Here is a 23,097-nt window from a genome sequence, read left to right on the forward strand (position 1 = left end):
ACCAAATTTAAGGCATTTAATCTAAGAGTTAAGTCCATAAAATTTTGGTTTATGATGAATTATGCATTATTGTTTCTAAGTCTGATTTGTTCTCATTTGGATTAATTACAATATTAATGAATATAGAGAGATTATATAAATTAGTATGCAAGGCGTTAGTTCAATAATTCATTTTTACCATTGTTCAAGATAATCATCTCCATCAATTTAGTAAAACGACAGTGGATTGAAATAATGAAAATAATATCATTCAAGATAACCAATTTTAGACGATTATTTGATGCACAAATAGATATTGCAAATGAAAAAACTATTTTTGTTGGAGCTAATAATAGTGGTAAAACCTCTGCATCCCATGCTTTAAAATGTTTTTTATCCAAAGATGGTAGAAAACAAATAAAAATGAATGATATTACATTGATTAATCATAAAAAAATAAACCAAATTGGTGAAAAATGGGTGAAATATGACAAAAAGGAAATATCAGATGAAGATATTCAGAAAAGTTACCAAGAGTTTATCAGCTATTTCCCTTCTTTAGATATACTAATCGATGTTCCAAAAAATGAAATTCATCATGTTATTAAAATTATTCCCAGTTTAGATTGGCAAGCAGGTATATTAGGTGTTCGTCTATGCTATGAAGCAGATTCTATTGAAGAGTTAAGAAAAGTATTTGTTGAAAAAAGATTGAATGCAATAGATGCACAAGATAAAAAGGTTACTCTTTGGCCTTCCAATTTGGTAGATTTTTTATCCAACGAGTTAAATTCTTTTTTTACAATAAATACATACCTCTTAGATATAGACAACGAAAGCAAAGAAGTTAGAAAAAAATCTGATTTCATTGTTCAGGGATTTAATATACATGATTTAATAAAATTTGATTTTATTCCTGCACAACGTGAAGTATCCGATGACTCTGACAAATTAAATGATATAGAAAAACCAGCAGCCCAAATCAGGCAATATTACGACACAATAATAAACCCTGAGAAATCACCAACAGATGATAGAGATTTTGATGCTATAACAGCGATACAGGATTCACAAAATAACTTTAATAAAATGCTAGAAACTAAATTAGAATCTTTATTTGAAGAAATAAAATCTCTAGGTTATCCAAGTATTGCAGACCCTGATATTGAAATCAAAACTAAGATAGGAATACTTAGTAGTTTTATTAATCATTCATCTGCTTTAAACTACAAAATCAATGATCTATCACTTCCTGAAAATTATCTGGGGCTTGGGTATCAAAATATTATTGCGATGACTGTTAAGCTTATTAAGCAGCGTGATGAATGGTTAGGAATTGGAAAATCTAAAGAGCAAAAGGAACATATAAAACGCTTACATTTTGTTATTATTGAGGAACCCGAAGCTCATTTACATGCACAAGCACAACTGGTATTTATTAACAACTCATATAATTTACTTACACGTTATAAAAATACTGAAGATAGTGTAATAAAAGAACGTTATAAACATATAGATAAATCTTTATGTACACAGATGCTTGTAACAACACACTCCTCGCACATTGTTCATGAGGTAGACTTTGCTTGTTTACGTTATTTTGATCGATTTACCTCTAATAATGCTAGCGAGATACCATTAACTCAAGTCAAAAATCTTTCCAATTATTTTAATTCACAAGATGCAGGTAAGCGCTTTGCCGCTCGTTATTTGAAACTTCATCACTGTGATATATTTTTTGCGGATGCACTGATAATGCTGGAAGGAAAGGCTGAAAAACTATTAATTCCACAATTCATTAAAGATCGCTTTAAGGAGCTATATCGTCGTTATATTTCCTATATTGAAATTGAGGGTGATTATGTTCATATTTTCCGTCCACTCATTGAAATTCTTGGCATTGATACATTAATTATTACAGATTTAGACTCCGCTGATCAAAATGGAAACAAACAGCTACCACAAAAAACAAAGGAACAAATCTCCTCAAATCCAGTGATTAATGCTTGGCTATTTGACGATAATGAAAAGAAAAAAACAATTGATATATTAATTAACTTAAAAGAAGAAGAACGGATTAAAAAATTATCATCCACCTCATCTGAAGTGTATTTCGCTTTTCAACAAGAAATAGATGTTGATTTTTCACGTTTAGATGGAGGATTTAATAAAAAATTCATTGGGCAAACAATTCCCAGAACATTTGAAGATGCGCTTCTTATTAATAACTTAGAGTTTATTGCTCAATTACCAAAAAAAATGGACACCTTACCAACCCAAGAAAAAAGCCAATTAAAAAAAGTTGTTAAAGATTGTAATGATTTTAATAATCTTACTACATTAATGAAAGCATTTTATACCAGATTAAACCCTAACGATAAATTAATTGAAGGACTAAGCAAAATTACAAAAGCAGAACTTGCTTTAGAATTACTCTTTATTTGTGATACAAATTACACGCTTAATCCGCCTAAATATATCGAACTTGGATTGAATTGGTTAAATAACAGACTTAAAAAGAAAGAAACTAAAACGCAGGAGCAAGCTAATGAATAATAATCTTGATGATGAAGTAGAAAAAGAAATAGAGAATTGTTTAGATCTGGTTTCACCTAGAAGTTTTTTTCTATTTGCTGGAGCTGGTTCAGGTAAAACTCGCTCTTTAGTTAACGCTTTAAACTATATAAAAAATAGCTATAAAAATATTTTTTTATCACAAGGAAAATATGTTGGTGTTATTACATTCACTAACGCTGCTTGCGATGAAATTAAACATCGAACTAATGAAGATCCAATTTTTCATATAGCAACCATTCATGGTTTTTGCTGGTCAGTTATACAGGGATTTAACAATGATATTCGAGAATTTTTAAAAAATGATTTAAAAGATAAAATTCAAGCGTTGAGTGAAAAAATTGAAGGCACAAAAAACACAAATACAAAGCTATATAGAAACAATGTGTATAGCCTAGACAAAGCTGAGAAAAGACTAACAGAGCTTGATTCTATTTATGAGTTTACCTATAACCCTAACTCTAATACTCAATTTAGAAAAGACTCTTTGAATCATACTGAGGTGATTAATCTTACTACTCATTTTATAAAAAATAAACCAATATTTCAGTCTATATTTGTTCAAAAATATCCGTTTTTACTTATTGATGAAAGCCAAGATACTCATAAGGAACTTATAGAGGCTTTGTTAGAACTTGAAAATAACTTCCATTCTAATTTTTTATTAGGATTAATAGGCGATGATATGCAAAGGATTTATTCACAAGGAAAGCATGATTTACCCTCATGTATTAAAAGTCATTGGGCAACACCACAAAAAAAGATGAATCATCGAAGTCAGAAGCGAATTATCGATTTAGCTAATAATATTCGATTCGAAAGCGATAAAATAGAACAGCATCCAAGAGATGATAAACTAGGTGGCAATGTTCATTTATTTATTTTAAAGAATACTGCTAATAATACATTAGAAAATGAAGTCAAAATTTGTCGTAAAATGGCTGAAATAACTAAGGATGGACTATGGAATAAAAAGGATGAAGTCAAAAAATTATATTTAGAACATCGAATGGCAGCAATTCAACAAGGTTTTATTGAATTATACGATATTTTTTATGCTGATGAGAAATATAAATCATTAATACTTGAAGGCTCTATTTCAGAATTGTCTTTTTTTTCAAAATTAATAACTCCGTTAAAGGAAGCTCTTTCACAAAATGATAATTTCTCAGTCATAGAATTAATTAGAAATTCATCGACTATTTTAAAAGGAATTGAAAGCTCTTTAACATTAGCTGAAAATGTTACAACTGAAACGCTTTCAGATATAAAAAAGTCCGTTCAGAAACTAGCAAATTTATTTTCCTATAATAGTGATTTAAAATTTTTAGACGTTTTAACAATACTTGAAGAAGAAAAAATTTTTACAATACCACCTAAATTAGAAGAAGCATTACAGGTATATCAAAATAATGGAGACATGCAAACACAAGAAAAAGAAGAGCAAGAAAAAGAAACAGTTTGGATAAAATTTTTGACAGTTCCATATCAACAGTTAATTAACTACACAAAATATATCAATGATGAAACACCTTATGCAACACATCATGGAGTAAAAGGCCTTGAGTTTGATAGAGTGATGATTATCATGAATGATTATAAAAAAAGAGGTCGTGGAGCACTGAGTGCTTCGTATGAGAAGTTATTTGGTGTTGTTCCTGAAAGTGAAACAGATCTTAAAAATCAAATAGATGGTAAGGAAACTGACTTACAAAGAACTAGGCGTCTATTTTATGTAACATGTACACGAGCAAAAGAAAGTCTGGCACTAGTCACCTATACAAATTCACCAGATTTACTCAAAGAAAATATAATACAAAAACAATGGTTTATTCAAGACGAAATCACTATTTTATAATTTAAACTATTTTAATAAACTGGATTTACTGTTAGAGATGTGAGCACAGAAAAACTGTATGAAGCATTAAATAATATGACGCCCGTTCAATCTAAAACAAATAGCATTATTTGCTACTTGGTTTTATACTAACAATAGAATATTTACAATATTTAATAAAAATAATACATATTTTATCAATAAATCCATATTTAAATTGCTTGAATAATGATTAGCTAACCTATATATACAAAACATTACAGGATAAGATATAAGGAAGTTTAATCATGCCTAGAAGAAAAAAAGCACCATTTGTTCTTATATATGATTTTGATGGTACCTTATCACCAGGCAATATGCAAGAATATAATTTTGTACCTAAATTAGGTGTAACACCTAAAGAATTTTGGCAAAAAGCAAAGGAATCGGCTAAAAAACATCAAGCAGATGAAATACTCGCATATATGCGCTTAATGATAGAAGAAGCTAACCAAAAAGGAATTCCAATTAGTAAACAGAATTTTGCAGATTTTGGTAAGAATATTGAATTTTTTCCAGGAGTTGATACCTGGTTTGATCGAATAAATGAGTATGGCAAAAAAAAGGGGATAGACGTTAAACATTATATTATTTCATCTGGATTACGTGAAATGATACAAGGTACATCAATTGCTAAATATTTTAGTAAAATTTATGCCTCAGGTTTTATGTTTGATCATAATCAAATTGCATATTGGCCAGCCTTAGCTGTAAATTATACGACTAAAACTCAATACTTATTTCGTATAAATAAAAATAGTTTAGATGAACATGACAATAGTGTTATAAATAAATTTACGCCCCATAATGAACGACCTGTTCCGTTTAAAAACATGGTATTTATTGGAGATGGAGAAACTGATATACCATGTATGCGATTAGTAAAAGATCTCGGAGGACATTCAATAGCTGTTTATCATAAAGGAAAAAGAGGAGCTTTGGGAAAAGCTAAAAAACTGATAGAAGAAGGTCGTGCTACTTTAGCATTACCTGCAGACTATACAAATGAGTCAGATATTGAAAAAGCTGTTATGGCTATGATAGATAAAATAGCATCAGATAATATACTTGCAAAGTTATAGGTTATATTTAATTATTTAATTTTATAGGGTATGTTATTATTAAAATTGAATAATAAAGTATTCCACTTATAACCTAAGTCTGGAATTTTATATCTTACAATACCTGTTTTACTAAACTCATAATATATTCTAAATTTTTTGTATCACTAACGGTTAATTCATAATCCCCTGTCGCCCAGTGTCCTACATTTGACACATCTTTGGTCAATTTTTTAGGATCATCGAGGTTACCTTTTTTAGCATTTATCCAAATTTTTAACGATTTATTTTGCAGGCGTATAGAGACGATATTATTTTTATTTTGTTTAAAGGCTAAATAAAATTTTTTAGGTGATATTTCTAAATCCGGTGATAAAATTAATATAGCATTCTTAAAACTTTCATAGAGTTCTAGAATATCATCTGCCCTGTCTTTCAAATGATAATCTTCATCATAAACAACTAGCTCTTTAGTTACTTTTGCGAGAGCAGAATCTTTAGCTTGTTGGACTTTCTTAATGCTTGGAGCTGATTTGGATTTTTTAATCGGGTTGATTGAAACCAAATCATTTTCAAATCGTCTTATTTCCCAAAGTTCAATGGCTAAGTCTTTAAAATTAGTTGATTGTTTTTGATAGTCAGTAAATGCAGATGAAACAAAAATAATTTTACTTTGTGACCAATCAATCTGATTGCGCTTTAAATTTTCTTGGCAAGACTCATTATATTCAACAATAAAATTGGCTTGGTATTCCAGCATTAGATTTAAATAGGTAATACCTTGATCAATAACACTAAAATTACGCTCCCTTTTATATTCAATAATTACGAACGCATTAGCTTCAGTATCATAGGCCAGAGTATCAATACGATAATCTTTAATAACAAATTCAGACTTAACAAATTTTAAATTACTGATCGTCTCCAAATTTTCTTCAAATAACGACTGAATTTCTTTTTCTAATTTAAATGGTTTTTCTTTTAAAATTTTCAATTTACTATTTTTATTTGAGAAAATTTGCATTATCTATTCTTCCAATTATTTTGCCTTGTTACTTGCGAGAAAGTTAAATTTATTAACTATACTTTCGACTGCTTTGGGTGTAACTTCCATAATCTTTGCTATATCTTCAATAGAAACATTTTTATCAATCAATGTTGAAACCATAGCAAACTCTAATTTTTCTCTTCTCTCTCGTTCTACTTTTGTTTCTTCTTTAGCAGCCTTAGTTTTATCATTTGCCAATTTTACTTTATCCCTGGCAATCTTCTTCTCTTCTTTCCTAATCTGCTCAACCACCTGATAAGTCGGGACATAGGTAAGACTTTTCTCTAAATCATCCATAATGCCCATGCTTCTGAAACTTTCATAGGCTTCTGTGCTGATTATAAGATGATCAACGAGTGCAATATTAAGTATACGGCCTACCTGGATAAGACGATCAGTGATATCTAAATCTGCCTTGGAAGGAGCTAAGCGTCCAGTCGGATGATTGTGAATAGCAATAACACGTGTCGCATTTTTCATAACCGCAACACGATATACATTCATGGGCTCTATATTCACAGCCTTTACTGAACCTAAAGCAATTAATTCGATATAGAGGATATATCCTGCTTCGTTCATGCCGATAATCCAGAAATGCTCTTTTTCTTTGTCTATCTTATTTTCACGAAGAAGTACGCGTTGCATGATGCTGAATACATCATCTGAACCTTCTATATAACGCTTATCGTTTTTGCCAAGTTTAATATCCATACATCGTTTATAGTTAAGAGCATTAACCTAAAATATAACATAGTTTACTCATTATTATAAGTAAACAGCATTTGCTAAACCAATGATATATTGTTTGTATTTTTGCATATTAATTGATTAATTTAATGAGTTGTGAAGAAATAAATCTGTTGTCTGGATAGGCCGCTCAACCAAGCCGAGTTTTATTTTCTTGCACCAAATTACTCAGAAAATCAGCTACCACTCTTATTCTTCGGGAGTTAGTAAGGTCGGAGTGGATGACTAGCCAAATGGGTTGATTGCAGCCAATATCGTTGCGAACACAATTCAGATTTTTGGTTAAAGCAATAAAATTCGGTAAGACACCCATTCCGATACCTGCTTCAACTGCACTGATATGTGCAGACATGCTGCCGGCAGTCAGACAACAGGTTTTACCACGGCTGTTTTTTTCTATCCACTTTGCAGCCGGCAAGTTCTGGTGTGTTTCCGGCCAGCCAATAAAATCAGCATTTTTTAACATTGTTTCTTCTTTGTTTAACGGTTTGCGCTGTAAATAGCTTTCAGAGGCATACAAACCAAAACCAAGCTCGCCTAAACGGCGGATGGTTACTTTACCCTGCTCCGGGCGAACCAGACGCAAGGCCATATCAGCGTCTCTTCTTTGCAGATTGATAGTTGATACTCCAGTAACCAGTTCCAGGGTTAAATCAGGATGTGCTGAATATAGCTTGGGTAAAGCCGGAATAATAAGATGATCAGCCAGCCCCTGAGCCGTAGCCAAACGTACGTGCCCGCTGACACCGGCATTGACACCGGTAGCCATGGCATCAAACGCGTGTCCGGCCTGTTCCAGTATTTCTGCCTGCGAAACGAGTATTCTGCCTTCATCTGTTAGCTTATACCCTTGCTGATCGCGGATAAATAACCGATATCCCAGTACCTCTTCCATACGTTCCAGACGGCGGTAAGTTGTAGCAATGCCAAGTTTTAATGTCTTTGCAGCACCACTCAATGTGCCTTCACGTACGATTGCCAGAAATACTTTAGTATCATCCCAGCATAGTTTTTTGTTCATATTTGATTTCCGATTCTGGAAAACCAGTTACCAGATTTAGCTATATATCTGTCTATTTTCGCAAAGTATACTGAATTAACGCTGCTTTCACCAAGCTAATAACTATGTTTAAAAGCAGATTTATAACAACTCAATACAATCTGTTTTCAGCCGGATGTGCACAATTGCCGATCTTTTAGGTTCGTATATCAGGTCAAACTCTATCTGTTTGAAAAACTCATTGCAAAAGAGGAAATGATTTAGTGAATAATTCAGAAAATAAGACACAATGGCGTAACTGGATGGCTGTTTGCATGCTTGCAATAGCGTCATTTATTGTGGTGAGTACCGAGCTGGCACCGATTGGTATGTTATCCGCTATAGCCTCATCTATGGGACAAAACAGCGGTACTACCGGTTTGGTTGTTACTCTGTATGCATGGCTGGGGGCTGTTTCTGCCCTTGTTTCAGTTACTACATTCAGCCATCTGCCTCGTAAACCAGTAGTGATTGTATTAATGTTGCTGATGGCTGAATCGAATGGTATTGCGGCTATTAGTGAGCATTTTTCTATACTTTTAATCGCTCGTCTGGCCGGTGCAGCTGCTCATGGCGCATTCTGGGCGATGGCTGGCACTATGGGGGCGCAACTGGTATCAGACAAATATACCGGCAGAGCCACAGCAATTATATTCAGCGGTGTTTCGATAGCCAGTATACTCGGTGTTCCTCTTATTAACTGGATTAGCAGCACCATTGGCTGGCGTTTATCTTTTTTATTGCTGAGCGTATTAGCCATAATTACGGCAATTATTCTGGCTTTTACCCTGCCGGCTGTATCCGGTACTTCCCGAATGGGGAGAAAACAATTTTCAGCAGTTCTTCAGATTAAACAGTTACGCCAAGTTTATCTGATTGCTACTGCTGCCATCATCGCCCATTTTGCTGCTTTTACCTATATTGAAGTATTTATGGCCGAAGAAATGGCTATTTCTGCCAACTGGATTGCTGTTTGTCTGTTTGTATTCGGTATAGCCGGTGTAGCTGGTAATCTGTTATGTGGTCTGTTTATAGACAGATATCTGAAAAGTATACTTGGTGCAGGCTTAGTGCTGATTTGTGGCAGTCTGATTCTGCTGAATGCAGTCTTGTCACATAATCCAATCATGCTGATGGTATTGGTGTTTGCGTGGGGTTTGGGTGTAGCCATATTATTTGTTGGTATTCAGGCATGGGTAATCCGGCTGGCAGGAAATGATAACGCTTTACCCGCCTCTGCTATTTATGCAGCTATTTTTAATGGAGCCGTAGGTATCGGAGCAATTATCGGCGCAGGAATTATTGATTTCGGCAATATAAAAATGCTTTATTTAATTGCCTCTTTGATAACTTTATTCAGTTTGTTGCAGTTACTAATCAGCAAAACGATGCATAAGCCGGCTCAGTAAAACCAATATATTTCACTTATACATTTTTATATCTAATACCACCAATTCAGAAGAATTTAAGCTGTAGCCAATTTGTCTGATTTAAAAGAAATATAAACTCAAATCAAAGGCCGCTGAAATAAGCGGCCTTATGCACATATTTCAGAATTAATCCTGAAATTTTTTCTTGATTGAATCTACTGCACCATCTATGGCATTAGCCACATCATGCACGGCTTCTTTCACGCCGCCAACGGCCTTATCTACCATTCCTTCAGACTGGGTTTTAGTATCACCCACTACTTTACCCACATTCTGTTTTACTTCGCCTTTGGCTTTATCTACAAATCCGTTATCGCTCATAACCATCTCCATTCTGTATGTCTACTGCATGCAACAGTATTCAATTAAATACAAGTAAATTCTTATCCTTCAATAATTTATCTTAGAGAGACAATTAGCGGTAAGCAATGGAAAACGCCAATATTTGCAGCTAATTACATATAAAAATAATTAATTGGCAAATCATACAGTTAATTAACTCAATATCAATTTATTTACAATTTTCTTTATCTATCAATAAAAATCCATCTGGTTAAATATAGTTGTAGATAATTATGAATTTTATGATATTAAGTTTAATTTTTGTTATTATTAGTTAATTTGTAAATTAATAAATTTGTTCCTTTTTCGACAAAGTTAAAAATTTTATTTTATTTGATTACTACCAGACTATGTTACGAACAGCATACAAATTAATTGTTTAGCCATAAATAAACAGGAATAGTAATGGAAGAAAAAGATATTGATCAGCAAATCGAAGAATTAAATAAAATTACCCGTGAAGATGGCAAGGAAATTTATGCTCTAGCTCAATTTAGTTTAGGATATATATATCAAGAAATAAAACACGATTATGATCAGGCTGAAGCTTTTTATTTAAATATCAACAAAGAAGATAATCCAGAACGTTATACTCTAGCCCAGTTTAGTTTAGGATATATATATCAAGAAATAAAACACGATTATGATCAGGCTGAAGCTTTTTATTTAAATATCAACAAAGAAGATAATCCAGAACGTTATGCTCTAGCCCAGTTTAGTTTAGGATATATATATCAAGAAATAAAACACGATTATGATCAGGCTGAAGCTTTTTATTTAAATATCAACAAAGAAGACAATCCTGAAATCTATGCTGAGGCTCAGATTAAATTAGGATATATATATGAAGAAATAAAACACGATTATGATCAGGCTGAAGTTTTTTACTTAAATATCAACAAAGAAGATAATCCAGAACGTTATGCTCTAGCCCAGTTTAGTTTAGGATATATATATCAAGAAATAAAACACGATTATGATCAGGCTGAAGCTTTTTATTTAAATATCAACAAAGAAGATAATCCAGAACGTTATGCTCTAGCCCAGTTTAGTTTAGGATATATATATCAAAAAATAAAACACGATTATGATCAGGCTGAAGCTTTTTATTTAAATATCAACAAAGAAGACAATCCTGAAATCTATGCTGAGGCTCAGATTAAATTAGGATATATATATCAAGAAATAAAACACGATTATGATCAGGCTGAAGCTTTTTATTTAAATATCAACAAAGAAGACAATCCTGAAACCTATGCTGAGGCTCAGATTAAATTAGGATATATATATCAAGAAATAAAACACGATTATGATCAGGCTGAAGCTTTTTATTTAAATATCAACAAAGAAGATAATCCTAAATGTTATGCTAAAGCTCAGTTTGAGTTAGGAAATATGTATCTTAAAATAAAACACGATTATGATCAGACTGAAAAATATTTTTCAAATATCACTAAAGAAGAAGATTTTGAAACTTATGCTTTAGCTCAGTTTAATCTAGGAGCTATATATTTTATTATAAAACAGGATTATGATAAAGCTAAAACATATTTTTCAAATATCACTACAGAAAACAATCCTAAACTTTATGCTAATGCTCAGTTTAATTTAGGCAGTTGTTATTATAGAAAACACAATTATAGTATTGCTGAAACCTGTTATCTCAATGTTTCTGTGGAAGATAATCCTAATGCGTATATTCAAGCTAAATTCGAATTAGGCAAAATGTATATTAGTAAAATTTTTAAAAAATTAACTAAAGCTCAAAGCTGTTTTTTTGAAGTTGCCAAAGTAGCTACTTATTCTAATTGTCATCCATATTATTATATTTGTGCCCAATTTATTTTAAAATTAAAACAAAATGATTCCAGCTTTATTTCAAATAAAAATAAATTTGCAAAGCTTAATAAAATAATCTTTGCTAGAATTAAAAAAATATGTGATTTAGCTAATGATATAAAAAATACTTTATTAGTTTTTAATCAATTAGATAATAATAAACATATTGAAAAAAAGCCGGAACGACGGGTCGCTCATTATACCAAACCAGTTGTATTATTTAATCTGCTTAAAGGGGAAAATCCCAGTAAATTTCGGCTTAATATCGTAGATTTTATGAATGACCCCAGTGAAAATCAAATATTAACCAGCTGGCTGAATATCAGCAATAATCCTGATAATGAAATTAAAAGCTTTTTAGCCAGTTTTTCCTTTAATCATAACTCTTTAAATCAATTTCGATTATACGGTAATGAAGATAACATTGTTGGTTCTGGTGTCAGTATTGCTTTTAATAAAAATTTCTTTGGTCTGGATACTGAACGCAGTATCAATAACGAAATAATCTCATTACACAGTATAAAATCTATAAAATCGTTAGAAAATAAACAAGTAAAACTTGAAACTGAGCAAATCGAGGTTAAAAGTGCCAATACTCTTTATCCGTTGCCTTTATACCGCTGCCTGTATTTTGATCCAGAAACAGGATATATAGCGTTAGCCAAACGCAATAAACAATCCTTTTATCTGGAAAACAAAAATGAAAAAACAGCAAAAGCCATTGATAGTGAGTGGGATGAATATATTAAATCATTAAATGAACCTATAAAAATCAGTTATATTCGTAACAATTTAAAAAAAATAAAAAAGTTGATTGAAGAACTTTCGAATAATCCTGAGTTAAAAAAAATCTCCAATCTGGACGAACTGCTCAGTCTGGCGGTTTTACCCATTTCCTGCCTGATAAAACATGCTGCTTTTGAAGATGAAGATGAGTGCCGGATGATTTATATTACTCACATTGCCGATGATAATATTGTTGAACCACAAGATTATCAGTCAGCTAACAGTTTGTATGTCGAATATACACATGTAGAAGAATATATTGATAATATTTATCTGGGGCCGCAATGTAAGATGCAGCATAAAATATGGCTGCAAAATCATTTTAAAAAGAAACGGCGTGAAAGAGAAATCAAGCTGATTAAATCTGAAATGCCGTTGCGCTGATTCAGGCTAAAACAGCAGGATTGATTAAAATATCAGCTTTACTGCTATTGCTAAACTGGCAGTTCGGTTATCCCATGTATAATCTGCCTGTATCAGAAATTTAACCGACTAAATACCGGCCGGAAATATCCGTTCGGTATTTCTTTGGCGGTGTTAAAAGAGTGCCGGATTATGCAGGAACATAAACAGTTAATTGCCGCAGAATATACAGCAGGGAGTGATGCACATCAACTCCGGCAAAATGCCAAACCGAAAAGAACTTTATCCGTAGCGCCGATGCTGGACTGGACAGACAGGCATTATCGCTATATGGCCAGACTGATTAGCAGAAATACGTGGCTGTATACAGAGATGATTAATGCTAATGCAATCATCCATGGCAACAGTGACAGATTACTGGCCTATCATCCGCAGGAGCAACCTGTTGCTTTGCAGCTGGGCGGCAGTGAGCCGGCAATTCTGGCACAGGCTGCTAAAATTGCTGCCGGTTATGATTATGATGAAATTAATCTTAACTGCGGCTGTCCCAGCCCGCGGGTACAGCAAGGCGCTTTTGGTGCCTGCCTGATGCGTGAAGTTGAACTGGTAGCACAATGCTTAAATGCTATGCAGGAAGCGGTTAATATTCCGGTTACGATTAAGCATCGCATCGGTCTGGATAAGGAAACAGCCTATCAGCCTCTGGCTGATTTTGTCGGTACACTACGTGAAAAAACGCCCTGCCGTATTTTTGTTGTTCATGCACGCAATGCATGGCTGGATGGGTTATCGCCGAAAGATAACCGTGATATTCCGCCTTTGCGTTATGATTATGTTTATCGTCTGAAACTGGAATTTCCTGATCTGGAAATTATTCTTAATGGCGGGGTTACTGATAATGCACAAATTCACCGGCATTTGCAGTATGTTGACGGGGTAATGGTCGGACGTGAGGCTTATCATAATCCGATGCTGATGCGCAGCTGGGATGCTGAATTTTACGCCAGTCGCCAGCCGGCTGTTGAATATGAAGACCTGGTTAATCAGTTAATTGACTATGCTCACCGGCAACTGGCTAATCCGGATATTTCATTGCGCCATATGGCTCGGCACTATCTGGGGCTGATGCATGGTTTACCCGGTGCGCGCCAATGGCGGAGAATGCTGTCTGATGCTTCGTTATTAAAAAATAACGATGTCAGCCTGATTGCGGAAGCATGGCAGGCGGTAAAAGAAAGTGCCGCAAGCCAGTCTGAGTTGATTTAAGTTACAATTAGGCCGTTTTTATTTGGATAAATCCGCATGCAACAGTATCTTGACTTAATGCAACACGTTTTAGATCGGGGCACAGATAAAGCAGACCGTACCGGTACGGGTACGCGCTCGGTTTTTGGCTATCAGATGCGTTTTAATCTGGCTGATGGCTTTCCTGTGCTGACTACTAAAAAGCTGCATTTACGCTCAATTATTTATGAGTTACTCTGGTTTCTGCGCGGCGATACTAATATCGGCTATTTGCATGAACATAATGTTTCTATCTGGGATGAATGGGCAGATGCTGATGGTAATCTGGGGCCGGTATACGGCTATCAGTGGCGTAGCTGGCCGGCACCGGATGGCCGCCATATCGACCAGATCAGTAATCTGCTGCAACAGATTAAACACAATCCCGACAGCCGCCGCCTGATTGTATCTGCATGGAATCCGGCACTGGTAGATGAGATGGCCTTACCGCCCTGCCATGCTCTGTTTCAGTTTTATGTGGTTGAAGGCAAGCTTTCCTGTCAGCTTTATCAGCGCAGTGCTGATATTTTTCTGGGTGTGCCTTTTAATATTGCCAGCTATGCTCTGCTTACGATGATGATTGCTCAGGTATGTGATTTAGAGCCGGGGGAATTTATTCATACGCTGGGTGATGCTCATTTATATAGTAATCATTTTGAACAGGCTAAACTGCAGTTAAGCCGCTCACCGAAAAAACTGCCGCAAATGCATCTGAATCCTGATGTAAAAGATCTGTTTTCTTTTCAGTTTAAAGATTTTACGCTTACTGATTATCATCCGGATGCCCACATTAAAGCACCAGTAGCTGTATGAATACTCTGAATAAAATTACGCTGATTGCCGCTCTTTCGGATAATAACTGTATTGGCGAAAATAACCGTATTCCCTGGCATGTGCCAGAAGACTTTGAATTTTTTAAAAGTTACACTATGAGCAAACCGGTTGTTATGGGACGTAAAACCTGGGAGTCGCTGCCCAGAAAACCGCTTCCAGGCCGCGCCAATTATGTTATCAGCCGGCAGGATGCGCAGACATTCAGCGGAGCAATTTTGTGTCACAGTGTTGAAGATGCGCTCAGACAATTAGCAGGTTGCTCTGAAATTATTATTATGGGCGGGGCACAAATTTATACTCAGGCGATGCCTCTGGCTACCGATTTGCGGTTAACCAGAATTCATGTTGATGTTGCCGGAGATACTTTTTTTCCGGCAATTGATACGGATATCTGGCAGCAAACTGAAAGCAGCAGTCATGTAAGCAGTAAAAATAATATTGCTTATGATTTACAGCATTATGTACGCCGGTCTGGTGTTGAGTAAGTTTTATTGCGCAAGCCAGTTTGTATTCATTCCGATTGCTCTGAAATCAGAGACTGCAATGCAGACTGGCTGATTGATGATGCTGTAAATTTTCTTAGTTGTATTTTCTAAGATTTACGTTTTTGCTGAATTGTCAGAAAAATGTTGGTTTTCTGCGTTTATGCAGGCGCTATATTTGTCTGCTATTTACTGCATATAATCAGCATAGATAATCTTTGACAGTTCCCTGCCAATCCCCCACAATAAGTCTGCACATTGTTAATCAAATTAAACATCAGAAGGATGCAGTCATGAGTACAGTAACTCTGCAAGGTACCGCTGTTGAAGTCAGTGGTCAGTTTCCAAAAACAGGCAGTACAGCACCAGCTTTTACGCTGACTGATGCCGGTTTAAATGAATTATCGCTTACCGATTTTGCCGGTAAACGTAAAGTACTGAATATTTTCCCTAGTGTAGATACAGGTGTTTGTGCTGCATCTGTACGCCATTTTAATGCAGCTGCGGCCAATCTTTCTAATACTGTTGTGTTGTGTATTTCTGCCGATTTGCCATTTGCGCAGGCTCGCTTTTGTGGTGCAGAGGGGCTGGATCAGGTAAAAACTCTGTCAACATTCCGTCATCCTGAATTTAAGGAAAACTACGGGGTTAAACTGAGCAGCGGTGCTTTAGCCGGCTTATGTGCCCGTGCTGTTATTGTGCTGGATGAAAATAATCAGGTTTTATACAGTCAGTTAGTGGCTGAAATTACGACAGAGCCGGATTATGAGCAGGCATTAGCCGCTCTTTAAAATGACTTTTTCATACAAGCGTTCAGATATTTGAACGCTTTTTTTCTTTCGGACTATGTCGTTGAGCTGGCAGCTTTGCTAAAATCTACTGATAAAGATATTTAACTAGAATAACAGGAAATCACATCAATGAACCCACAAAAACTGACTACCGATATACAACGCCCGAAATTAACTCCTCCCAACGGGGAAAATAAAGTATTGCTTCATTCTTGCTGTGCGCCCTGCTCTGGTGAGGTTATGGAAGCAATGCTGGCCTCTGGTATTGATTATACGATTTACTTCTATAATCCTAATATTCACCCGAAAAAAGAATATGAAATCCGCAAGGATGAAAACAAGGCATTTGCGGAAAAATTCAATATTCCTTTTATTGATGCTGATTATGATATGGACAACTGGTTTGAACGCGCTAAAGGAATGGAGTTTGAACCGGAACGCGGCATTCGCTGTACTATGTGTTTTGATATGCGCTTTGAACGCACAGCATTGTACGCATATGAAAATGGTTTTTCGGTTATTACCAGCTCATTAGGGATTTCCCGCTGGAAAAATATGCAGCAAATAAACGATTGCGGCAAACGTGCGGCAGAAAAATATCCTAATCTTGTTTACTGGGATTATAACTGGCGTAAAGGTGGCGGCAGCCAGCGTATGATTGAGATTAGTAAGCGTGAGCAGTTTTATCAGCAGGAATACTGTGGCTGTGCTTATTCTTTACGTGACAGCAATGCCTGGCGGCGTGAGCATGGCAGAGAAAGCATTAAAATTGGTACGAAATTTTATGGTACTGAAGAAAAGGCTTAAGTATTTTTGCTAATCATTGGTTGTATTTTGAGTCACTTCATCAGTATTACTCTCTAAAAGCGGATTCAGACTTGAATCCGTTTTTATATGGGAAAGTGTTCAGGTTAAATTTTCAGGAATGGCTTCATTTTCATTCAAGCTGATATTGAAAATTTTGGGTTGAACATTATGTAAAACTCGATAAATTTGTACTCAGTTTATACCAACCATACGTAATATAGCTGCACAAGGAAACTAATGCAGTAACGAGAAGGATAAACATGAATCAATGGATTTTTCTTTCCATCGCTATACTGGCTGAGATATTTGCAACCAGTATGCTTAAGCTGAGTAATGGTTTTACCCGGCTGATGCCCAGTATTTGTTCTGTTCTGGGCTATATTATTTCGTTTTATTCGCTTGCACAAACTCTGAAAACTATGCCTGTAGGCATTGCTTATGCAGTGTGGTCCGGAGTGGGCATTGTTTGTGTGTCAATCATAGCCTGGATCAAATTCGGACAAAAGCTGGATATGCCGGCAATTATTGGCATCGGTCTGATACTGGTGGGTGTTATTGTGATTAATCTGTTTTCCAAATCGATGACTCATTAGCAAAAAAACCGTGGAAATCCACGGCTTTTTGCTAATGCAGTATGACTGTATTATTCTGCTGATGCAGGTTTCGGTTCATGCTGCAAGCTTACTGCACGTGCAGGCACAATTGTGGAAATCGCATGTTTGTATACCATTTGTGTTACTGAAGTATTACGTAAAAGTACAACATACTGGTCAAATGATTCCACCTGACCCTGTAGTTTAATACCGTTTACCAGATAAATTGAAACTGGCACATACTCTTTTCGCAGTGCATTCAAGAAAGGATCTTGTAACATTTGTCCTTTGGCGCTCATTTGGCTACTCCTGTTTTTTTGATTATGTTATCGCTTAGCTGCACCTGCGTACAGCGATTTAGAAAGCAGTGTCAATGCTATCACATTAATGGGCATTTGTTTTCTTTGAACTGACTTTATTTTTACGCTTTACCTGCTTTTTCGATTGTTTTATCTGTTCACGCTTGGCAATCCGGTTACTTAGTTTGACACGACGCAATGGCTGCGCTGGTTTGCTGTCATTTTCCTGATATGGATTCTCGCTTACATTATATTGAATACGTAAAGGTGTACCCTGTAAATGAAATGCTTTGCGAAATGTTTGTGTCAGATATCGGGTATAAGCATCACTGATATGCTGTAAGGCATTACCATGTATGACTATAACTGGCGGATTCATGCCGCCCTGATGGGCATAACGCATTTTAGGGCGAATTAAGCCGGCGCGCGGAGGTTGCTGTCGTTCCAGCGCACTTTGTAATACGCGGGTAATTTTCGGGGTAGGCAGTTTAATCATTGCAGCATCATAGGCGGCCTGAATTGAACTGAAGAGCCCGTCAATTCCTTTTTCTTTCAATGCCGAAATATAATGAAATTTAGCAAAATCAAGAAAATACAGTTTACGTGCTATATCACGCTTAACCTGTTGCTTGCGCTCTTCGGTTATTCCGTCCCATTTATTTACTGCAACAACTAAAGCACGCCCAGCTTCCAACGCAAAGCCGGCAATAGTTGCATCCTGATCGGCTATATCCTGTTGTGCATCGAGTACCAGTACAGCTACGTTAGCCGCTTCGATAGCCTGCATTGCTTTAATAACGGAAAACTTCTCAATGGCGTCATCTACTTTGCCACGACGACGTACTCCGGCGGTATCGATAATGGTAAAAGGTTTGTCGTTGCGCTCGAAATCAATGTGAATTGAGTCACGTGTGGTACCGGCCATGTCAAAAGCAATAACCCGCTCCTCACCCAAGATTGCGTTAACCAAAGTTGATTTGCCGACATTCGGCCGACCAATAACTGCAAAAACCGGATGATGACTGTTTACCGGTTCCTCTTCTTCGGGAAAGTCTTCCAGTACAGTTTCTATCAGTCCGTACACGCCGTCGCCATGCGCTCCTGAGATAACGACAGGCTCTCCCAGACTTAATTCATAAAACTCTGCTGCCAGAATCGGTCTGTTAGCGCCCTCACCTTTATTCACTGCCAGATATACAGGCCGGGAACTCTGGCGCAAATGGTTGGCAATAATCTGATCCTGTGGTGTCAGACCAGTACGTCCATCTACCAGAAAGATAACTGCATCCGCCTCATCTACGGCTTGCAGAGTATGGCGAGCCATTTCATATAAGATACCGCTATCTACTACCGGCTCAAAACCACCGGTATCAACAACCAGATAAGGTTTACTTCCCACTCTGCCGTGCCCGTAATGCCGGTCGCGGGTTAGGCCGGGTAAATCGGCAACCAGTGCATCACGTGTACGGGTCAGACGGTTAAATAATGTTGATTTGCCTACATTCGGGCGACCAACCAGAACAATCGTTGGTTTCATATTCATTCTTTCAGATAATTTCTATTGCTCTAAAACAGCAATAGCCTGCCAGCGGCAAGCTTCAGTACAACTGATAAACCTGAAATTCCTGCTGGTTTTCCGGCCGGAATTTCAGGTTTTATTAAGCATTGATTAACTCAAACTGCTTATTTTCATTTGGATGACTTCACGCTGTACTGAATCTTTTGATAATAAATTCAAAGCTTGCTGGTAAGCAGCAACGGCTTCGGTATTTTTCTTCTGTGCCTGTAAAACATCACCTTTGGTTTCAAGCAAAACCGGCTTTAATTCATTGGTTACTTTCACGTCCAGCGCCTGTAAGGCTTCATTGTATTTACCTTGCTGTAAATATACGGTAGCCAGCCGCTGCGCAACGATTGTTTGCAATAAGTCATCATGCTGTCTGGCTTTAACCCATTGCAAATGGCGGATGGCTTCGTCATATTTACCATCGTCAAATGCTGAACCGGCCATCATCAGTGTAGCCTGAGTTGCATTCATGGTATCAGGATATTTTTCCTGTAATTGTACAAGTGCTTTTTTACTCTCAGTCAAATTGTTGGCGCTCGCCTGTGAAATAAATGTATCAAATACTTCTGCTGCTTTTTCATTATTACTGCGTAAATGACTTTGATACAGCACGTAACCCAGATATGCCAATGACAATATAACCAGTATAGCAAAAATCCAGCGTCCCCAGCGTTGCCAGAAATATTTGAAATTTGCAACTTCCTGTTCATCCTGAATATGTACAACCATTATGCATTCTTCCATTGTTGGATTAACTGTAAAGCTGCTTCGGCAGCAACAGTCTGTTGTTCATGAGTACTCAAATTCTTAAGCGTTAGGGTATTGTTTAATTGCTCTTCCTGAGCAACGATTACTGCTATTGCAGCACCACTGGCATCAGCTTTTTTCAATTGGGCTTTCAGACTCTGATCACCACAGTGTAAATAAACATTCAAACCTGCTGCCCGTAATAATGCGGCATGCTGCATGGCAATCAGACTGCTTCCTTCTCCCTGATGCATGATATATATGTCAGGCGCATTGTTAATAAGCAGTTTGTCAAATTCCTGTACAAGCAGTAATAGACGTTCAATACCCAATGCAAAGCCAATAGCCGGCGCTGGTTTACCGCCAAGCTCTTCAATCAGCCCGTTGTAACGACCACCACCGCATACAGTTGCCTGTGCGCCAAGTTTAGTTGTCGTCCATTCAAAAACGGTCAGATTATAGTAGTCCAGACCACGAACCAGACGCGGGTTTTCTACATATGTGATACCAAGCCCGTCCAGCATATTTTTTAAAGTATTATAGTGTGCAAGTGATTCTGCACCCAGATAATCTATAAGACGAGGCGCAGCATTCGCCATTGCCTGTAAATCGGGATTTTTGGTATCCAGCACACGCAACGGATTAGTATGCATACGACGCCGGCTATCCTCATCCAGAATGGCTTCATGCTGTTGTAAATAAGCAATTAGTGCAGTACGGTGAGCAGTGCGCTCCTGCTGATTACCCAGAGTATTTAATTCAAGTGTGAGGTATTCCCGAATACCCAGCCGTTCCCAGAGATTCGCAGTCATGGCAATCAGCTCGGCATCTACATCAGGGCCGTTAAATCCTAATGCCTCAACACCAACCTGATGGAACTGACGATACCGCCCTTTTTGTGGACGTTCCCGCCGGAACATCGGCCCCATATACCATAATTTTTGCGGACTATTATAAAGTAAGTTGTGCTCAACAACTGCACGCAGGCAGGAGGCTGTACCTTCCGGCCGCAGGCTCAGGCTGAGTTTGTCGTTGGAATCGGCAAATGTATACATTTCTTTGCCCACAACATCGGTTTCTTCACCTATTGAACGTACAAACAAACCAGTTTGCTCAACAACCGGTGTACGAATCTGGTTGTAACCAAAACTGCGTGTCCATGCGACCACTACGTCTTCAAACGCCTGCCAGAGTGCAGATGTCAGTTTAAAATCTTTCTGCTCTACTGGCAGTAAATCATTCATGCCCTTAACGGCCTGGATTTTCTGACCCATATTAATTAATTTGTATATCCCTATTAAACTATATTAGCTGCTGACAGCTATAACAGTATATTTATCTTATAAAGCCGTAATCGGAATCACTTTCGCTGTTTCCCGCTTTTTACCCTGCTCACCATAATTGGTCTGAATATATTCTTCTACTAAGGCCAGAAACTCTTCAGCCATATGTTCGCCTTTTAAGGTGGTTTTGCGCTCGCCATCCACATATACAGGAGCAACAGGTGTTTCACCCGTACCGGGCAAAGATATGCCAATGTCGGCGAGTTTACTTTCACCAGGCCCGTTAACAACACAACCCATAACCGCTACATTGAGATTTTCAACGCCCGGATATTGCAGCCGCCATACTGGCATTTTTTCACGCAAATACTGCTGAATATCCCGCGCCAGTTCCTGAAACACGGTACTGGTTGTACGTCCGCATCCGGGACATGCTGTTACCAGCGGCGTAAAAGAACGCAATCCCATGGTTTGCAGGATTTCCTGAGCAACCACTACTTCCTGTGTCCGTGCACTTCCCGGCTCAGGAGTAAGCGATACTCTAATGGTATCACCTATACCCTGTTGCAATAAAATAGCCAAAGCCGCAGTAGACGCTACGATACCTTTACTCCCCATTCCTGCTTCGGTTAAACCAAGATGCAGCGGATACATACAACGGGAAGCAAGGTTATGATATACCTCTATTAAATCCTGTACATTAGATACTTTACAAGACAATATAATCCGGTCAGCCGGTAAACCAAGACTTTCTGCCTTTTGCGCAGATTCCAGTGCAGAAACAATCAATGCTTCTTTCATAACTGATTCTGCAGGCTGAGGAGTTGCTAAAGCCAGATTATTGTCCATCATGCGCTTTGCAAGAGCCTGATCCAGCGAGCCCCAGTTTACTCCGATGCGAACAGCTTTATTGTGCTCTGCTGCTGTATGAATCATGAAAGCAAATTTTTCATCGCCCTTCACACCTTTACCCACATTACCCGGGTTAATCCGGTATTTTGAAAGTGCTGTTGCACAATCCGGATAATCTTTAAGCAGGCGATCGCCATTAAAATGAAAATCACCAACTAAGGGGACATTACAGCCCATGTCATTCAGACGCTGGCGAATTTCAGATACTCTGGCCGCCGCCTGAGGTGAGTTAACTGTAATTCGAACCAGTTCGGAACCGGCATCTGCCAGTGCTTTTACCTGAATGGCTGTTTGTTCAGCATCAGCAGTATCAGTGTTAGTCATAGACTGTACTCTGACGGGTGCTTCAGATCCGATAACTACATGATCAATTTTTACCTGATGGGTTTTCCTTCGTACTCCAGCCAAGGTCAT

Annotated in this window: 20 protein-coding genes; 11 read left to right on the top strand and 9 right to left on the bottom strand. The window is 37.1% G+C overall.

Annotated features, from left to right (window positions below):
* Positions 1-234: 234 nt before the first annotated feature.
* The 3 genes from H3V01_RS04375 (at position 235) to H3V01_RS04385 (ending at position 5,511) form a co-directional block, all read left to right on the top strand.
* Positions 235-2,535: an AAA family ATPase gene (locus H3V01_RS04375; protein WP_198186088.1), complete on the top strand. Its 2,301-nt coding sequence runs from the start codon at positions 235-237 to the stop codon at positions 2,533-2,535.
* Positions 2,528-4,411, top strand: coding sequence for a UvrD-helicase domain-containing protein (locus H3V01_RS04380; protein ID WP_198186089.1), 1,884 nt, complete (start codon positions 2,528-2,530; stop codon positions 4,409-4,411). Before H3V01_RS04375 ends, H3V01_RS04380 begins: the two co-directional genes overlap by 8 nt.
* Before the next feature lie 266 nt (positions 4,412-4,677).
* Entirely contained in the window at positions 4,678-5,511 is an 834-nt protein-coding gene (locus H3V01_RS04385) for an HAD family hydrolase (protein ID WP_198186090.1), read from the top strand.
* 94 nt (positions 5,512-5,605) lie between these two features.
* Here H3V01_RS04385 and H3V01_RS04390 read toward each other — a convergent pair whose 3' ends face one another.
* The 3 genes from H3V01_RS04390 to H3V01_RS04400 all read right to left on the bottom strand — a co-directional run bounded on the left by H3V01_RS04390 (position 5,606) and on the right by H3V01_RS04400 (position 8,306).
* Complete coding sequence (locus tag H3V01_RS04390) at positions 5,606-6,514, bottom strand: DUF5655 domain-containing protein (protein WP_198186091.1); 909 nt, start codon at positions 6,512-6,514, stop codon at positions 5,606-5,608.
* 15 nt (positions 6,515-6,529) lie between these two features.
* Complete coding sequence (locus tag H3V01_RS04395; protein ID WP_198186092.1) at positions 6,530-7,249, bottom strand: JAB domain-containing protein; 720 nt, start codon at positions 7,247-7,249, stop codon at positions 6,530-6,532.
* 166 nt (positions 7,250-7,415) lie between these two features.
* The gene (locus tag H3V01_RS04400; protein ID WP_198186093.1) at positions 7,416-8,306 is read right to left on the bottom strand and encodes a LysR family transcriptional regulator; all 891 of its coding nucleotides are present in this window, start codon (positions 8,304-8,306) and stop codon (positions 7,416-7,418) included.
* Between the two features lie 242 nt (positions 8,307-8,548).
* Between H3V01_RS04400 and H3V01_RS04405 the strand changes: the two genes are divergently transcribed.
* Positions 8,549-9,733 carry an MFS transporter gene (locus tag H3V01_RS04405; RefSeq protein WP_198186094.1) on the top strand — a complete coding sequence of 395 codons (1,185 nt, stop codon included), beginning with the start codon at positions 8,549-8,551 and terminating at the stop codon, positions 9,731-9,733.
* 147 nt (positions 9,734-9,880) lie between these two features.
* Here the strand turns inward: H3V01_RS04405 and H3V01_RS04410 are convergent, their stop codons facing one another.
* The gene (locus H3V01_RS04410) at positions 9,881-10,075 is read right to left on the bottom strand and encodes a CsbD family protein (protein ID WP_025330793.1); all 195 of its coding nucleotides are present in this window, start codon (positions 10,073-10,075) and stop codon (positions 9,881-9,883) included.
* 426 nt (positions 10,076-10,501) lie between these two features.
* On the opposite strand from H3V01_RS04410, the gene H3V01_RS04415 reads away from it, so the two are divergent.
* The 7 genes from H3V01_RS04415 (at position 10,502) to H3V01_RS04445 (ending at position 17,875) form a co-directional block, all read left to right on the top strand.
* Positions 10,502-13,105 (top strand): SEL1-like repeat protein, encoded by a 2,604-nt coding sequence (locus H3V01_RS04415; protein WP_198186095.1) that lies wholly within the window; start codon positions 10,502-10,504, stop codon positions 13,103-13,105.
* A gap of 171 nt (positions 13,106-13,276) precedes the next feature.
* Entirely contained in the window at positions 13,277-14,350 is a 1,074-nt protein-coding gene (gene dusA, locus H3V01_RS04420) for a tRNA dihydrouridine(20/20a) synthase DusA (RefSeq protein ID WP_198186096.1), read from the top strand.
* Between the two features lie 36 nt (positions 14,351-14,386).
* Positions 14,387-15,181, top strand: coding sequence for a thymidylate synthase (locus tag H3V01_RS04425; RefSeq protein ID WP_198186097.1), 795 nt, complete (start codon positions 14,387-14,389; stop codon positions 15,179-15,181).
* 5 nt (positions 15,182-15,186) lie between these two features.
* Positions 15,187-15,687, top strand: coding sequence for a dihydrofolate reductase (locus H3V01_RS04430; protein WP_198186436.1), 501 nt, complete (start codon positions 15,187-15,189; stop codon positions 15,685-15,687).
* A 290-nt stretch (positions 15,688-15,977) separates the two neighbouring features.
* Positions 15,978-16,475 (top strand): thiol peroxidase, encoded by a 498-nt coding sequence (tpx, locus tag H3V01_RS04435; RefSeq protein ID WP_037395044.1) that lies wholly within the window; start codon positions 15,978-15,980, stop codon positions 16,473-16,475.
* 129 nt (positions 16,476-16,604) lie between these two features.
* A complete protein-coding gene (locus H3V01_RS04440; protein WP_025330799.1) occupies positions 16,605-17,282 on the top strand; it encodes an epoxyqueuosine reductase QueH in 678 nt (225 codons plus the stop codon).
* A gap of 260 nt (positions 17,283-17,542) precedes the next feature.
* Complete coding sequence (locus tag H3V01_RS04445) at positions 17,543-17,875, top strand: SMR family transporter (protein ID WP_084553110.1); 333 nt, start codon at positions 17,543-17,545, stop codon at positions 17,873-17,875.
* 50 nt (positions 17,876-17,925) lie between these two features.
* Here H3V01_RS04445 and hfq read toward each other — a convergent pair whose 3' ends face one another.
* The 5 genes from hfq to ispG all read right to left on the bottom strand — a co-directional run bounded on the left by hfq (position 17,926) and on the right by ispG (position 23,097).
* Complete coding sequence (gene hfq / locus H3V01_RS04450) at positions 17,926-18,174, bottom strand: RNA chaperone Hfq (RefSeq protein ID WP_025330801.1); 249 nt, start codon at positions 18,172-18,174, stop codon at positions 17,926-17,928.
* 85 nt (positions 18,175-18,259) lie between these two features.
* The gene (gene der, locus H3V01_RS04455; protein WP_084547720.1) at positions 18,260-19,711 is read right to left on the bottom strand and encodes a ribosome biogenesis GTPase Der; all 1,452 of its coding nucleotides are present in this window, start codon (positions 19,709-19,711) and stop codon (positions 18,260-18,262) included.
* Between the two features lie 132 nt (positions 19,712-19,843).
* On the bottom strand, positions 19,844-20,470 hold the full coding sequence (locus H3V01_RS04460; protein ID WP_041879496.1) for a YfgM family protein: 627 nt from the start codon (positions 20,468-20,470) through the stop codon (positions 19,844-19,846).
* Positions 20,470-21,762: a histidine--tRNA ligase gene (gene hisS / locus H3V01_RS04465; protein WP_198186098.1), complete on the bottom strand. Its 1,293-nt coding sequence runs from the start codon at positions 21,760-21,762 to the stop codon at positions 20,470-20,472. The genes H3V01_RS04460 and hisS overlap by 1 nt, the downstream gene beginning before the upstream one ends.
* A gap of 66 nt (positions 21,763-21,828) precedes the next feature.
* The gene (gene ispG / locus H3V01_RS04470) at positions 21,829-23,097 is read right to left on the bottom strand and encodes a flavodoxin-dependent (E)-4-hydroxy-3-methylbut-2-enyl-diphosphate synthase (RefSeq protein ID WP_025330805.1); all 1,269 of its coding nucleotides are present in this window, start codon (positions 23,095-23,097) and stop codon (positions 21,829-21,831) included.

The organism is Snodgrassella sp. M0351 (genome assembly GCF_016100575.1).
Taxonomy (GTDB): domain Bacteria; phylum Pseudomonadota; class Gammaproteobacteria; order Burkholderiales; family Neisseriaceae; genus Snodgrassella; species Snodgrassella alvi.